This window comes from Arthrobacter sp. MDT2-34-1 (genome assembly GCF_059091365.1).
Genome location: NZ_JBNHGO010000001.1, coordinates 1497403 through 1511118 on the forward strand (window position 1 = coordinate 1497403; position 13716 = coordinate 1511118).

Consider the following 13716-nt stretch of genomic DNA (forward strand, 5'->3'; position numbering starts at 1 on the left):
AGTTGCCATTCAGGCCACCTGTGCTTTCTGTGCCTTCTTGTCCGCGTAGGCGGCTGCTGCTTCGCGCACCCAGGCGCCGTTCTCGTGTGCCTCGCGGCGGCGCTCCATCCGCTGCGCGTTGCAGGGGCCGCGGCCGGCGAGGACTTCGTAGAATTCGTCCCAGTTGAGTTCGCCGTGCTCCCACATGCCGGTTTCCTCGTTGTAGCGGATCTTGTCATCGGGCAGGGTCAGGCCCAGGACCTTGACCTGCTCCTGGATCATCCCCACGAACCGCGAGCGCAGCTCGTCGTTGGAGAACCGCTTGATGTTCCAGGCCATCGACTGCTGCGAGTTCGGGGAGTCGGTGTCCGTGGGGCCGAACATCATCAGCGCCGGGGCGTAGAAGCGGTTGACTGCGTCCTGGGCCATCTGCTTCTGCGCCGGGGTGCCGTTGGCCAGTTCCAGCAGGATCTCGAAGCCCTGCCGCTGGTGGAAGGACTCTTCCTTGCAGATCCGCACCATCGCCCGGCCGTAGGGGCCGTAGGAGGCCCGGCACAGCGGCACCTGGTTGGCGATCGCGGCGCCGTCGACGAGCCAGCCGATGGCCCCCATGTCCGCCCAACTGTTGGCCGGGTAGTTGAAGATCGAGGAGTACTTGGCCTTGCCCTCGAGCAGCTGCTGGTTGAGGACGTGCCGGGGCGTGCCCAGGGTCTCGGTGGCGGAGTAGAGGTACAGGCCGTGGCCGGCCTCGTCCTGCACCTTGGCCATCAGGATGGCCTTGCGCTTCAGGCTGGGCGCGCGGGTAATCCAGTTCGCCTCCGGCTGCATGCCGATGATCTCGGAGTGCGCGTGCTGGGACATCTGCCGGACCAGTGTCTTGCGGTACTTCTCCGGCATCCAGTCGGCCGGCTCGATCCGGGAATCCTCGGCAATGATCTTGTCAAAGTAGGCCTTCCCGGCCTCGTCCTCGGGGGACGGCACGGCGTGCAACTGGGAGTCGCCGGCCTGGGTCTGCGTTGCCACGATGGTCACCTCACTGTACGAAATCCGGCCGCGAAATAATTACCGACCGTTCGTTCAGGATATAGCGCATTTTCCGCAACCGTCAAGGCCAAGGGCGGCCGTCAGGGATCAGCCGGGATAACTTCCGGCCCGGTGCTTCCACCCTCAGCCGAACCCGTCCGGCGGGGCGGGCGGGCTCTATATATTGGTGGCATGACGCACAGCCCCGCCGAAACCGTCCCCGCCTCCTCCCCCGCAGCCCTGCCGGAACCGCCGTCGCCCCGCAAGGTTCCCGTCGAGCGCTCCCATCACGGCGACGTCTTCGTGGACAACTATGAGTGGCTGCGGGACAAGGAGAGCCCGGAGGTGGTTGCGCACCTGGAGGCGGAGAACGCCTACACGGCGGCGGTCACCGGGCACCAGCAGCCGTTGCGCGAGGCCATTTTCCGTGAAATCAAGAACCGCACCCAGGAAACGGACCTGTCGGTTCCGGTCCGCAAGGACGGCTGGTGGTACTACGGCCGGATGGAAGAGGGCAAGCAGTACGGCATCCACTGCCGGGTCCGGGCCGCGGACACCCGCGACCGGGCGGCCGATTGGACTCCCCCGCAGGTCGACGCCGGCCGGCCGGTGCCCGGCGAGCAGGTGCTGCTGGACGGCAATGCCGAGGCCGAGGGCAAGCCGTTCTTTTCGCTGGGCGGCTCTGCCGTGACCAAAGACGGCAGCCTCTACGCCTACGCCGCCGACTTCGCCGGCGACGAGCGCTTCACCCTGAGGATCAAGGACCTGGACACCGGCGACCTGTTGGACGACGTCGTGGAGAACGTCTTCTACTCGTTGGCGTTCGATCCCGACGGCAGCCGCGTGTTCTACACGGTGGTCGACGAGTCCTGGCGCCCGTTCCAGATCAAGGCGCACACCATCGGCACACCGGCGGCCTCCGACGTCGTGATCTACCAGGAAGACGACCCGGCCATGTGGATGGGGTTCGAGCTCTCCTCCGACCGCCGGCACCTGGTGATCGGGATCGGCTGCTCCGAATACTCCGAGACGCGCCTGCTCGACTTCGCCGCCCCGGAAGCCGGGCTGCGGACGCTCATCCCGCGCGGCGAGCGGGTGCTGTACGACGCCGAGCCGTTCCTGCTGGACGGTGCCCACAAGGTGCTGCTGACCCACAACAAGGACGCGGTGAACTCGATGGTCTCGCTGGCCGACCTCGCGGAGTTCTCCAAGCCCCTGGCCGAGCAGCACTGGGACACCGTGGTGGAGCACGACGACGCCGTGCGGGTCAACGGAGCCGGGGTGACCGCCACCCATATGGTGCTGTCCATCCGCCAGGACACCATCGAGCGCGTGCAGGTGCTGCCCCTGGCCGGTTTGGGCACGGCCGCGCAGGCTGCCCCGGCGGAGCCGGCATTCGACGAGGAATTGTTCACCGCCGGCGTCGGCGGATCCGACTACGAGGCACCGGTGATCCGGCTGGCCTACACCTCGTTCCTGACGCCGCCGCGGCTCTACGACTACGAGCTGGCCACCGGCACGCTGCACCTGCGCAAGGAAACGCCGGTGCTCGGCGGCTACGACCCGGCGGACTACGTGGCCGGGCGGGAGTGGGCGGCCGCGGCGGACGGCACGAGGATTCCGCTGTCGGTGGTCCGCAAGGCCTCGGTGCGGCGTGACGGCAGCAACCCGGCGCTGGTCTACGCCTACGGCAGCTACGAGGTGAGCATGGACCCGGCGTTCAGCACGGCGCGGCTATCGCTGCTGGACCGCGGCGTGGTCTACGTGGTGGCGCACGTCCGCGGCGGCGGCGAGATGGGCCGGCACTGGTACGAGGACGGCAAGAAGCTGCGCAAGAAGAACACCTTCACGGACTTCGTCGCCGCCACCGAGTGGCTGGCGGCCTCGGGCTGGGCGGATCCGGGACGGATCGCGGCCATGGGCGGCTCCGCCGGCGGCCTGCTGATGGGCGCCGTCGCCAACCTGGCGCCGGAGAAGTACGCGGCGATCGTGGCGCAGGTGCCCTTCGTCGACGCGCTGACCTCGATCCTGGACCCGGACCTGCCGCTTTCGGCGCTGGAGTGGGAGGAGTGGGGCAACCCGATCACGGACCCGGAGGTCTACGCGTACATGAAGTCGTACACGCCCTACGAGAATGTCCGGTCGGCCGCGTATCCGAAGATCGCCGCGGTCACCAGCTTCAACGACACCCGGGTGCTGTACGTGGAGCCGGCCAAGTGGGTGGCGGCCCTGCGGGAGGCCACAACCGGCACCGAACCGATCGTGCTCAAGACCGAGATGGACGCCGGCCACGGCGGCGCGTCCGGACGGTACGAAGCCTGGAAGGACCGGGCCTGGGATTACGCCTTCGCCCTCGACGCGATCGGCGCCAGCGAGCCGGCCTAACCCGCCCGGCGCTGCCCGGCCGCCTTGACTTGAATCACAAATCAGGATTACCTAATGAACATTCGGTAATGAACAGCGAGGGGCTTCCATGACGGACATCGACGTCGACACTTCCCGGGACGTTCCGGCGGAAAGCAACGAGCTGCAGCCGGGCGAACGGCCAGTGCACCCGGCCTTCGTCAACGACCAGGCCGCACGCTGGATGGGCGTGGAAGTCGTGAAGGCGGAGTTTGGCGACGTCGTGATCGAGATGCGGCTGCGCGAAGAGATGCTCAACGGCTTCGGCATGGCGCAGGGCGGTATGGTGTTCGCCTTCGCCGACGTGGCTTTCGCGCTGGCCTGCAACGACCCCGACGGCGACGGCAGCACCATCACGGTGGCCTCCGGCGTCGACGTCAATTTCCTCAACCCGGGATTTGCCGGCCGGCTGCTGACCGCAACCGCCCGGCTGGTCAACCAGACGGGGCGGAGCGGCCTGTACGACATCACCGTCACCCAGGAGAAACCGGACGGCGGTGCCGACGTTCTGCTCGAATTCCGCGGCCGTTCCCGCACCGTCCCCAACCCCGCCCGCAACCAGCGAAAGCCCTGACTGCGCCGCAGCTTCCGACAGCGACGCCCCCAGCCTTCACCGACAGCACTGCCCGACCCGCATTAAAGGACCGTTCCCATGACGACCACCACCGGTACGAAAGCCCGCAAGACGACTCCCGCCGCCGAGGACACCCTCGACCCGGAGGAGCTGATGAGCCGGGACGAGCTGGAAGCCCTCCAGCTGAAGCGCCTGCAGCACACGGTCGCCTACGCCTATGAGCGCGTACCCATGTACAAGCAGAAGTTCGACGACGCCGGCGTCCGCCCGGAGGACCTCAAGGAACTGTCCGACCTGGCCAAGTTCCCCTACACGGACAAGGAAGACCTGCGCCGTTCCTACCCGTTCGGCATGTTTGCCGTGCCGCAGGAGGAGGTGGCCCGGATCCACGCCTCCTCGGGCACCACCGGCCGCGCCACCGTGGTGGGCTACACCCGCCGGGACATCCAGAACTGGGAGACGCTGTTCGCGCGCTCCATCCGCGCCTCCGGCGTCAAGAAGGGCTGGAAGGTCCACAATGCCTACGGCTACGGCCTGTTCACCGGCGGGCTCGGGGCACATTACGGCGCGGAGAAGCTCGGCTGCACCGTCATCCCCATGTCCGGCGGCCAGACCGAGAAGCAGATCCAGCTGATCCAGGACTTCGAACCGGACGCCATTCTCTGCACCCCCACCTACCTGCTCACCATCGTGGACGCGATGGAGCACGCCGGCGTCGATCCCGCGAAGACGTCGCTGAAGGTCGCCGTGCTCGGCGCCGAGCCGTGGACCGATGAGATGCGCCACGAGCTGGAAGGCAAGCTCGACATCGACGCCTGCGACATCTACGGCCTCTCCGAGGTCATGGGCCCCGGCGTCGCCGGCGAATGCGTGGACTACAAGGACGGCTCCACCATCTGGGAGGACCACTTCCGGCCGGAAATCATCGACCCGCTCACCGACCGGGTGCTGGGCGACGGCGAGTCCGGTGAGCTGGTGTTCACGTCGCTGACCAAGGAGGCCATGCCGGTGATCCGTTACCGCACGCACGACCTCACCCGGCTGCTGCCCGGCACCGGGCGGCCGAATATGCGCCGCATCGGCCGGATCACCGGGCGCTCGGACGACATGATCATCCTGCGCGGCGTGAACCTCTTCCCCACCCAGATCGAGGAGATCGCCCTGCGCATCCCCGGCCTGAGCCCGCACTTCCAGCTGGAAATCAGCCGGCCGCACCGGATGGACGAGCTGACCGTAAAGATCGAACGCCGCGAAGACTGCACCCCCGCCAAGGCAACCGAAGCGGCCCGGGAGCTTCAGCGCCAGATCAAGATCCACGTCGGCTCCAGCTGCAAGATCGTGGTTGCGGACCCCGGCACCCTCGCGCGGTCCAGCGGCAAGCTGCGCCGGGTCTACGACCTGCGCGACAACGCCTGACGGATGTGGGAACGGCGGGCGGCAGCAGGCCTGTGCAGGCGCCGCCCGCCGCATAACTGACCTAACGGTCGTGGGAGAATAGGACCATGGCGAAAACAAGGACCCAGGAGACCGCTCGCCGCGGCCGCCCGGGCTACGACCAGCAGTCGGTGCTGAACGTCGCCGTCGCCGTGTTCAACAAGCACGGCTACGAGGCAACCTCCATGGGCATCCTCGCCGAGAACCTGGGCATCTCCAAGAGCGCCATCTACCACCACGTGCCCTCCAAGGGCGACCTGCTGCGCCTGGCCCTGGATGAGGCCCTCGGCAGCCTGGAAGGCGTGCTCGAAAACCCGTCGGCTTCCGCCGGCCGGGCGGACGCGCGCCTGGAGTTCGTGCTCCGCGGCACCGTCCAGGTCCTGTGCGAAAAACTGCCCTACGTCACCCTGCTGCTGCGCCTGCGCGGCAACACCGAGATCGAACGCGACGCGCTGGACCGCCGGCGCGCGTTCGACCACAAGGTGGCGGACCTGGTGGACGCCGCCCGGGCCGAGGGCTCCCTGCGCGGGGACATCGACCCGAGGACCACGGCCAGGCTGCTGTTCGGCACGATCAACTCCATCGTCGAGTGGTACAAACCGGGCGGATCGCTGTCCCCGCAGAAGCTCGCCGACGACCTGATCGCCATGATGTTCGACGGCCTCCACCTGCCTGCCGCGGCCCGCGTCATCGCCTGACTCCCGGCGCAGCGCCGGCCCGCACCAACGCCTGATTCCCGGCGGCAGCGCCGGCCGCACCCCCGCGGATCCGCGGCCGCCCGACGGAGCCGGCGTACCTGCTGAATTCGCCGTCCTCCCCTGCTAGGCTGACCTCACCATTCGATGTTATGGGGACGTGATCGATATGGATGGGGAGTTCGGGTGGGTCTCGGCGCTCAGCATGGCGCTCACGATCGCCGCCATTGTCCTGTTCGCCTACCGCGTGCCGTGGGCCTGGTTGCTGCCGGTGGCCGCAACCGCCGTGCTGCTGGCCACCGGGATCCCCTACGGCCGGTTGAACACCAGCACCGTTTTTGTGCTGGCTGCTGCCCTCTACGGCCTGTGGAAGTGGACCCAGTACCGGCGGGAAGGCGTCCGTGTCCCGCTCCGCTCCGCCCACGGGCGTGAGTGGGGAATCGGTGCCGGGCTGTTGCTGCTGCTGTTCCTGCTCAACGGGTTCGCCGGCGTCACCCCGGTTGCCGAGATCGGCCCCCTGTACCTGTTCAACGCCCTGCTGGCCGCACTCCCGGCCGTCATGTACCTGGGCTTCGCCCACGGCATCCTGCAGTCGTGGTGGCTGGGCGTTGCGCTCTCGCTGTCCACCATGTTCCTCTCCGCCATCCGGGACGCACCGGTCTGGGTCTCGCTGTACGGCGCGATAGCGGCCGGCCTCCAGGTCTTTGGTTACCTGGGCTGGCAGGCGGCCTTGCGGCGGCCGGTGCGGAGCAAACACCGGTTGGCGCCGGTGCGACCGGGGCGTCCGGCCGCTCCCGGTCGTCCGGCCGCTCCCGGGCCTGGCCCAGCGGGACGGGCCGCATAACCAGCTGACGGGAGGGCGGCGGCATGGACTGGATCATGGCCTTGAAGGTTTTGGACGGTCCTGCCGGCGCGCTGGTTTCCGTGGGCTACCTGCAGGCGTCGGTGGGCCTGCTGACGGTCTTCCTGTTCGGCCTCCACTCCCGCTGGGCCTGGCCCGTGCTGCTGGTGCAGGAGGCCCTGGTCTTCTTGCTGCTGCTCACGCCGGCTTTCGACGGCGGCGGCGGGTTCTTCGTCGATGCCTCGATAGGCGTGGCGCTGCTGCTGCCCTGCTACGGCGCGTGGCGCTGGCGGTCCGCCGCCCCGCTCCTTGCGCCGGGTGCAGCCGGCCCGGCGGTGTGGGTGCAGCGGGCATCGGGCCGAACCTGGGCGGCCGCCGTGCTGGTCCTCATCGCCGCCACGGTGGTTTTCGTGGCCAGCGACATTCAGGCGGGCTTTCCCTTGGAGGGCGGCCTGCTGACCGTCCTCCTGCTCCAGGCGTTCTACGCGGCGGTGATGACGGTGGTGTATCTGGGGTTGGCGCACCGGATCTATGAGGCCTGGTGGCTGTGGCTGGCTTTTGCCGTGGTGCAGCTGGCCACCTCGCTGGTCTTTCCCAGCCAGCCGACGCCGCAGCTGCTGTATGGCGCCACCGTGCTGCTGGTGCTGTTCGCCTTCTGGCGTTGGCACACGGTGGTGTTCCTGCCCGTCCCCGGGGCCCGGGCCGCCGGGGACGCGGCAGGAGGAGGAGCTCCGGCTACTTCTCCACCAGTGTGAGCACGTCGTAGGTCGCGACGATCTCGTCGTTCTGGTTGGTCAGCACCGCGTCCCAGGCGACCTCGCCGTATTCGTCCGTCTCGCGCGGGGTGATGCGCTTGGCGGTGAGGGTCACCCGGATCGAGTCGCCGGCTGCCACCGGAGTGATGAAGCGCAGGTTCTCCAAGCCGTAGTTCGCCAGCACCGGTCCCGGTGCCGGCTCCACGAACAGCCCGGCACCCCAGGCGAGCAGCAGGTAACCGTGCGCCACAATGCCGGGGAAGAACGGGTTGGCGGCGGCGGCCTCCTGGTTGGTGTGGGCGTAGAAGGTGTCGCCGGTTTCGTTGGCGAACGCGGTGATGTCCTCCAGCGTGACCTGGCGGAGCTCCGAACGGATGGCGTCGCCGATCCGCAGTGTGGCCAGGTTCTTGCGGAACGGGTGCACGTCGTCGAAATACTGGTCGGCGCCGGTATGCCACACGCCGGTCACGGCGGTAAGCATGTTCGGCGAACCCTGGATGGCGGTGCGCTGCATGTGGTGCAGCACGGAGCGGATGCCGCCCAATTCCTCGCCGCCGCCGGCGCGGCCCGGTCCGCCGTGGACCAGGTGCGGCACGGGGGAACCGTGGCCGGTGGACGTCTTGGCGTCTTCGCGGTTGAGCACCAGCACGCGGCCGTGGTGGGCGGCGATCCCGGTAACCAGCACGCGGGCGGCCTCGGGGTCGTTGGTGGCGACGGTGGCCACCAGTGAACCGGAGCCCTTCGCGGCCAGCCGCACGGCGTCGTCCAGGTCCTCGTAGCCGATGACGGAGGAAACCGGGCCGAAAGCTTCCAGCGAATGCACGGCGTCGGCCTCGGCATCGGCCCAGGTCAGCAGCACCGGCGACATGAAGGCGCCCTCGGAGTCGCCCACGGTCCCGTCTGCGCGGGTGACCTGCGGCGAATCGAGCGTGCCGTAGGCGAGCTCGCCGCCGGCATCGATCATGGCCTGGACGGCTGCGCGGACGTCGTCAAGCTGCTCCACCGAGGCGAGCGCGCCCATGGTGACGCCTTCGGCCCTCGGGTCGCCGACGACGACGCGCTGTTCGATCCGGGCACGCACGGCGTCGGCGACGTCCTGCATGCGGTCCTTGGGGACGATGGCGCGGCGGATCGAGGTGCACTTCTGGCCCGCCTTGGCCGTCATTTCGGTGACCAGCGACTTGATGTACGCGTCGAACTCCGGGGTGCCCGGCACCGCGTCGGGCCCGAGGATCGCGGCGTTGAGCGAATCCGCCTCGGCGGTGAAACGGATGCCGCCCTGGGCCACGTTCGGGTGGGACTTCAGCAGGTTCGCGGTGTCGGCGGACCCGGTGAAGGCCACGGCGTCGCGGTAATCCAAATGATCCAGCAGGTCACGGGCAGAACCGGAAATCAGCTGGAGTGAACCGGCCGGCAGGATGTTGGACTCGATGATCAGCTTCACAGCGGCGGCGGCCACGTAACCGGTGGGAGTGGCCGGCTTGACGATGGTGGGCACGCCGGCGATGAAGGCCGGCGCGAACTTCTCGAGCATGCCCCATACCGGGAAGTTGAAGGCATTGATCTGCACGGCCACGCCGGGAATCCGGGTGTAGATGTGCTGGCCCATGAACGAGCCGTCCTTGGCCAGCACCTCTGCCGGGCCGTCCACCACGATTTGCGAGTTCGGCAGTTCGCGCCGCCCCTTGGACCCGAAGGTGAACAGCACCCCGATCCCGCCGTCGATGTCGATCATGTTGTCGATCTTGGTGGCGCCGGTGCGGTGCGAAACCTCATACAGCGCATCGCGCCGCGCGTTCAGGTACTGGGCCAGCTCCTTGAGCTTGAGCGCGCGCTGGTGGAAGGTCAGCCGGCCCAGCGAGGCCTGGCCGACGGTGCGGCCATGTTCGACGGCTGCGGCGAGGTCGAGGCCGTCGGTACTGACCCGGGCGAGCACGGCGCCGGTGCTGGCATCGCGGACCTCGGTGCCGGACACATCGCCCTCGGGGGTCCACCAGGCATCCTGGATGTAGCTGGGAACAATTTCGACATCAACGGCGGTAGAGGTCATCGTTGACAGCCCTTTCTTCGCCCGGCCCCGGTGCTGGCGCAGGATGGGGCGGGACATAAAATACTGAACGGTCGGTCGGTAACGTATCCAGCCTACATGACAGCCGCAGCCGGCACAGCCCCTTTTCGGTGACCGCATGACGCCCGCCCGCCGAAGGATTCAAGCGAGCCGGCGCCGGAGCGCGTCGACGTCGGCGGGCGTCAGGCCATGGCGCAGCAGGAACGGCTCCACCTCCAGCTGGGCCAAGACCTGCAGCAGGGACCCGCGCATCTCCGCCACCCGAGCCTCCAGCTCGTCGCCGCCAACGTACCGCTCCACCGGATGCGGGTAGGGGCTGACCCGGTGCCAGTCGTTGATGCCGCGGATGCCCAGCTCGTGTGCGTCGGCGATCCGCTCGGCCGGAACGCCCGCGAGCTGCAGCAGCATCATGGAGACCATGCCCGTGCGGTCCCGCCCGGCGGAGCAGTGGACGACGACGGCGCCCTCCGCGTGTGCCAGGGTGCGGAACACCTCGGCGATCAGGTGCGGGAAGACCCGCACGTTTTCCAGGTAGAAACGCGGGTGGTTCATGTACGGGGCGCTGTTGGCGAACTTCGCGTGCCCGGGCTCTTCGGTCGGCCGGTTGAGCACCGTGAATTTATCCAGCGCCCCGGCCGGCACCACCGGATCGGTCGGCCGGCGCGAGCGCTCGCCCGGGTTCCGCAGGTCCACGATGGTGCGCACGCCGTCGTCGTACGCCTGCTGCCAGCCCGCGGCGGTCAGCCATTCGGCGCGGCCCATGCGGAAGATGTCCCCCGCCACCCTGCGGGCGTTGACCGCGCCTTCCCAGGCAACAGCGCCGGCATCGCGGGACCGTTCGGACGACATTGCAGCAGCCTACAGCCGCCCGGCTAGTCCTCCCAGTCGAAGAAACCCTTGCCGGACTTGCGGCCGAGTTCGCCGCGGGCCACCTTGTCGCGGAGGATCTGCGGCGGGGCAAACCGGTCCCCGAGCGTGGAATGGAGGTACTCGGCGATGCCGAGGCGCACATCCAGCCCCACGATGTCGGTGGTCTTGAGCGGGCCGACCGGGTGCTTGTAGCCCAGCACCATCGCGGCGTCGATGTCCGCCGCGGATGCCACGCCCTCTTCCACCATGCGCATGGCTTCCAGCGCGATGGCCACCCCCAGCCGCGAGGAGGCGAACCCCGGCGCGTCGTTGACGACGACGGCGGTCTTCCCCAGTGCCTCGACCCAGCTCCTGGAGGCGGCGGCGAGCTCTTCCGACGTCTTCGGGGCCAGCACCACTTCGACCAGCTGCGAGGCCGGAACCGGGTTGAAGAAGTGCAGGCCGCAGAAGTTCGCCGGGCGCTGCAACTGGTCGGCCAGCTTGGCGATGGACAGCGAGGATGTGTTCGTCGCCAGCCAGGCCGTCGGGGACAGCTGGGCCTCGACGGCCTTCAGCGCGGTGGCCTTCAGCTCGAAGTCCTCCGGCACCGCTTCCACGACCAGCCCGCACGCGGCGAACGAGCCGTAGTCGACGGAGACCGACAGCCGGGACTTGAGCGCGTCCAGGGGTTCGGTGGCCGTGCCGCGCTCCACGCTCTTGGCCAAGGCCCCCGTCACGCGCTCGCGGGCCGCCTCGGCGGCGGCCTCGTCGCGTTCCACCACGACGACGTCGGCTCCCGCCGTCAGGAACGCGTGGGCGATGCCGGCGCCCATGCGCCCGCCGCCGAGGACACCGACGTTGTTGGGAATAGTCTGCACAGAATTCATCTCGCTCACTTCGATCCTTGCTGCTCTGCGGCGCCGGGGCGTCGGACGGCGTCCCCGTCCGGGGCGGCGGCAGCCGTCTTGACCGCACTGCGGGCTGCGCTCTTGGCCGCGCTCTTGGCCGCGCTCTTGTCTAGGAAGGCCTGCATCCGGTCGAACTTGGCCTGCGACTCGAACAGGATGCCCTGGGCGATGGTGTCGATCATCGGGTGCGCCTCGCGCGGGGTATGGAACACCGACTTGGTGATGCGCACGGCCAGCGGATCCTGCTTGCCGATCCGGTCGGCCAGCGCATGCGCGGCGTCGAGGAGCGCGGCCGGCTCGTGGATCTCGGTGACGAGGCGGGCCGCCAGCGCTTCTTCGGCGTCCAGGATGCGGCCGGCCAACAGGATTTCCTTGGCCAGCGGCTCGCCCACCAGTTCCTTCAGGCGCCAGGTGGCCCCCGCCGCGGCCATGATGCCCAGGCCGACCTCGGGCTGCCCGATCTTCACGGAAGGCGTGGCGATGCGGAAGTCGGCGGCGTAGGCCAGTTCCGCTCCCCCGCCCAGTGCGAAGCCGTCGAGCGCCGCGATGACCGGCATCGGCAGCTGGGCAATGCGGTGGAATACCGTGGAATTGATTCCGGCCAAGGCGTCATCACGACGGCGTTCGCGCAGCTGGGAGATGTCCGCACCGGAGGCGAATATTCCCTTGCCGTTGACCTCGGTGCCGGACAAGATGAGGATTCTCGGCGCCCGTTCCAGGACGGCGCAGACGGCATGCAGTTCGTCCACCATGGCCTGGTCGATGGCGTTGCGGACCTCCGGGCGGTTCAGCGCGAGGTGGACGCGGTCCTCCCGCTCGTCCAGCCGCAGCGTGCTGAAGGAGTAGTCGTCGAAGAGCATCAGACCCGCTCAACGATCATGGAGGTGCCCTGGCCGACGCCCACGCACATGGTGGCCAGGCCACGCTGCGCGCCTTCGCGCTCCATCCGGCCCAGCAGGGTGACCACCAGGCGCGATCCGCTGGAACCGAGCGGGTGCCCCAAGGCGATGGCGCCGCCGTCGTTGTTCACGATCGACTGGTCCAGCTTCAGGTCGCGCAGCACCGCGAGCGACTGGGTGGCGAAGGCCTCGTTGAGCTCCACGGCGCCGAGGTCGTCGATGCTCCAGCCGGCGCGGTCCAGCACTTTGCGGGTGGCCGGCACCGGCCCGATGCCCATGATCTCCGGTGCGACGCCGGCCGAGGCGCCGTCGACAATGCGGGCGCGGGGGGTCAGGCCGAACTTCTTGACGGCGGCCTCGGAGGCGACCACGATGGCCGAGGCGCCGTCGTTGAGCGAACTCGAGTTGCCGGCGGTCACCACGCCGTCCGCGCGGTTGATGGGCTTCAGGCCGGCCAGGACCTCGAGGGTGGTGCCGGGGCGGGGTCCCTCGTCGGTGTCGACGACGGTGTCGCCCTTGCGCCCCTTGACCGTCACCGGGACGATTTCTTCCTTGAGCCGGCCGCCCTCGATGGCGGCGATGGCCCGCTGGTGGGACTGCACGGCGAAGGCGTCTGCGTCCTCGCGGGAAATGCCGTAGACGTCGGCGACTTCCTCGGCGGTTTCCGGCATGGAATAGGTCATCTTGCCGTCGCGGCTGAGGTCGCCGCTGGCGAAGCGCTTGTTGACGAAGCGCCAGCCGATGGAGGTATCGAAGATCTCGCCCGGCTTGGCGAAGGCCTTGCCCGGCTTCTCCTGCACCCAGGGTGCGCGGCTCATCGATTCGACGCCGCCCGCGATGACGATGTCCGCGGCGCCGGCCTTGATCATGTGCGACGCCTGGATGATGGCGCTCAGGCCGGAGGCGCACAGCCGGTTAACGGTGATGCCGGGAACGTGGTCGCCGTAGCCCGCCAGCAGCCAGGCCATGCGGGCCACGTTGCGGTTTTCCTCGCCCGCCCCGTTGGCGTTGCCGAGGATGACCTCCTCGACGGCATCCGGATCGATGCCTGCCCGGACCACGGCTTCCTTGACGACCAGCGCCGCCAGGTCGTCGGGACGGACCGCCGAGAGCGCCCCTCCGTAGCGGCCAACCGGGGTCCGCGCCCCGCCAATCAGGAATGCCTCAGCCATAGAAATAATCCCTCGCGCTTGATCGTTCAACGGTGACGATGAGCGGTCGCTTCGGCTGCCGCAGGCGACTAAAATTACCGACCGACCGTTCTATAAAGAATCCCACGCGGCCGGGG

General features: G+C 68.6%; 12 protein-coding genes. 6 read left to right on the top strand and 6 right to left on the bottom strand.

The window, feature by feature from the left end:
- Positions 1–9 precede the first annotated feature (9 nt).
- Complete coding sequence (gene paaA, locus AC5RVV_RS06950) at positions 10–1002, bottom strand: 1,2-phenylacetyl-CoA epoxidase subunit PaaA (RefSeq protein WP_494000610.1); 993 nt, start codon at positions 1000–1002, stop codon at positions 10–12.
- A 192-nt stretch (positions 1003–1194) separates the two neighbouring features.
- On the opposite strand from paaA, the gene AC5RVV_RS06955 reads away from it, so the two are divergent.
- The 6 genes from AC5RVV_RS06955 to AC5RVV_RS06980 all read left to right on the top strand — a co-directional run bounded on the left by AC5RVV_RS06955 (position 1195) and on the right by AC5RVV_RS06980 (position 7704).
- Positions 1195–3387, top strand: coding sequence for a S9 family peptidase (locus tag AC5RVV_RS06955; RefSeq protein WP_494000611.1), 2193 nt, complete (start codon positions 1195–1197; stop codon positions 3385–3387).
- Positions 3388–3475: 88 nt separating this feature from the next.
- Positions 3476–3979, top strand: coding sequence for a hotdog fold thioesterase (locus AC5RVV_RS06960; protein ID WP_494000612.1), 504 nt, complete (start codon positions 3476–3478; stop codon positions 3977–3979).
- A gap of 78 nt (positions 3980–4057) precedes the next feature.
- Entirely contained in the window at positions 4058–5395 is a 1338-nt protein-coding gene (paaK, locus tag AC5RVV_RS06965) for a phenylacetate--CoA ligase PaaK (protein ID WP_494000613.1), read from the top strand.
- 86 nt (positions 5396–5481) lie between these two features.
- Positions 5482–6111 carry a TetR/AcrR family transcriptional regulator gene (locus AC5RVV_RS06970; protein WP_494000614.1) on the top strand — a complete coding sequence of 210 codons (630 nt, stop codon included), beginning with the start codon at positions 5482–5484 and terminating at the stop codon, positions 6109–6111.
- 166 nt (positions 6112–6277) lie between these two features.
- Complete coding sequence (locus AC5RVV_RS06975) at positions 6278–6952, top strand: nicotinamide mononucleotide transporter (protein WP_494001296.1); 675 nt, start codon at positions 6278–6280, stop codon at positions 6950–6952.
- Positions 6953–6975: 23 nt separating this feature from the next.
- Complete coding sequence (locus tag AC5RVV_RS06980; protein WP_494000615.1) at positions 6976–7704, top strand: nicotinamide mononucleotide transporter; 729 nt, start codon at positions 6976–6978, stop codon at positions 7702–7704.
- Here AC5RVV_RS06980 and paaZ read toward each other — a convergent pair.
- The 5 genes from paaZ to AC5RVV_RS07005 form a co-directional block, all read right to left on the bottom strand.
- A complete protein-coding gene (gene paaZ / locus AC5RVV_RS06985) occupies positions 7685–9754 on the bottom strand; it encodes a phenylacetic acid degradation bifunctional protein PaaZ (RefSeq protein WP_494000616.1) in 2070 nt (689 codons plus the stop codon). The two genes, AC5RVV_RS06980 and paaZ, sit on opposite strands and share 20 nt — an antisense overlap.
- A 159-nt stretch (positions 9755–9913) precedes the next feature.
- On the bottom strand, positions 9914–10621 hold the full coding sequence (locus AC5RVV_RS06990; protein ID WP_494000617.1) for a tyrosine-protein phosphatase: 708 nt from the start codon (positions 10619–10621) through the stop codon (positions 9914–9916).
- 23 nt (positions 10622–10644) lie between these two features.
- The gene (locus AC5RVV_RS06995) at positions 10645–11508 is read right to left on the bottom strand and encodes a 3-hydroxyacyl-CoA dehydrogenase family protein (protein ID WP_494001297.1); all 864 of its coding nucleotides are present in this window, start codon (positions 11506–11508) and stop codon (positions 10645–10647) included.
- Between the two features lie 5 nt (positions 11509–11513).
- Positions 11514–12389: an enoyl-CoA hydratase/isomerase family protein gene (locus AC5RVV_RS07000; RefSeq protein WP_494000618.1), complete on the bottom strand. Its 876-nt coding sequence runs from the start codon at positions 12387–12389 to the stop codon at positions 11514–11516.
- Complete coding sequence (locus AC5RVV_RS07005; RefSeq protein WP_494000619.1) at positions 12389–13600, bottom strand: thiolase family protein; 1212 nt, start codon at positions 13598–13600, stop codon at positions 12389–12391. Before AC5RVV_RS07005 ends, AC5RVV_RS07000 begins: the two co-directional genes overlap by 1 nt.
- Between the last annotated feature and the right edge of the window lie 116 nt (positions 13601–13716).

What these genes read in the sequence shown, in the direction of transcription:
- AC5RVV_RS06955 (WP_494000611.1), top strand. Translation starts at nt 1,195, where the DNA reads ATGACGCACAGCCCCGCCGAAACCGTCCCCGCCTCCTCCCCCGCAGCC.
- AC5RVV_RS06960 (WP_494000612.1), top strand. Translation starts at nt 3,476, where the DNA reads ATGACGGACATCGACGTCGACACTTCCCGGGACGTTCCGGCGGAAAGC.
- paaK (WP_494000613.1), top strand. Translation starts at nt 4,058, where the DNA reads ATGACGACCACCACCGGTACGAAAGCCCGCAAGACGACTCCCGCCGCC.
- AC5RVV_RS06970 (WP_494000614.1), top strand. Translation starts at nt 5,482, where the DNA reads ATGGCGAAAACAAGGACCCAGGAGACCGCTCGCCGCGGCCGCCCGGGC.
- AC5RVV_RS06975 (WP_494001296.1), top strand. Translation starts at nt 6,278, where the DNA reads ATGGATGGGGAGTTCGGGTGGGTCTCGGCGCTCAGCATGGCGCTCACG.
- AC5RVV_RS06980 (WP_494000615.1), top strand. Translation starts at nt 6,976, where the DNA reads ATGGACTGGATCATGGCCTTGAAGGTTTTGGACGGTCCTGCCGGCGCG.
- paaZ (WP_494000616.1), bottom strand. Translation starts at nt 9,754, where the DNA reads ATGACCTCTACCGCCGTTGATGTCGAAATTGTTCCCAGCTACATCCAG.
- AC5RVV_RS06990 (WP_494000617.1), bottom strand. Translation starts at nt 10,621, where the DNA reads ATGTCGTCCGAACGGTCCCGCGATGCCGGCGCTGTTGCCTGGGAAGGC.
- AC5RVV_RS06995 (WP_494001297.1), bottom strand. Translation starts at nt 11,508, where the DNA reads ATGAATTCTGTGCAGACTATTCCCAACAACGTCGGTGTCCTCGGCGGC.
- AC5RVV_RS07000 (WP_494000618.1), bottom strand. Translation starts at nt 12,389, where the DNA reads ATGCTCTTCGACGACTACTCCTTCAGCACGCTGCGGCTGGACGAGCGG.
- AC5RVV_RS07005 (WP_494000619.1), bottom strand. Translation starts at nt 13,600, where the DNA reads ATGGCTGAGGCATTCCTGATTGGCGGGGCGCGGACCCCGGTTGGCCGC.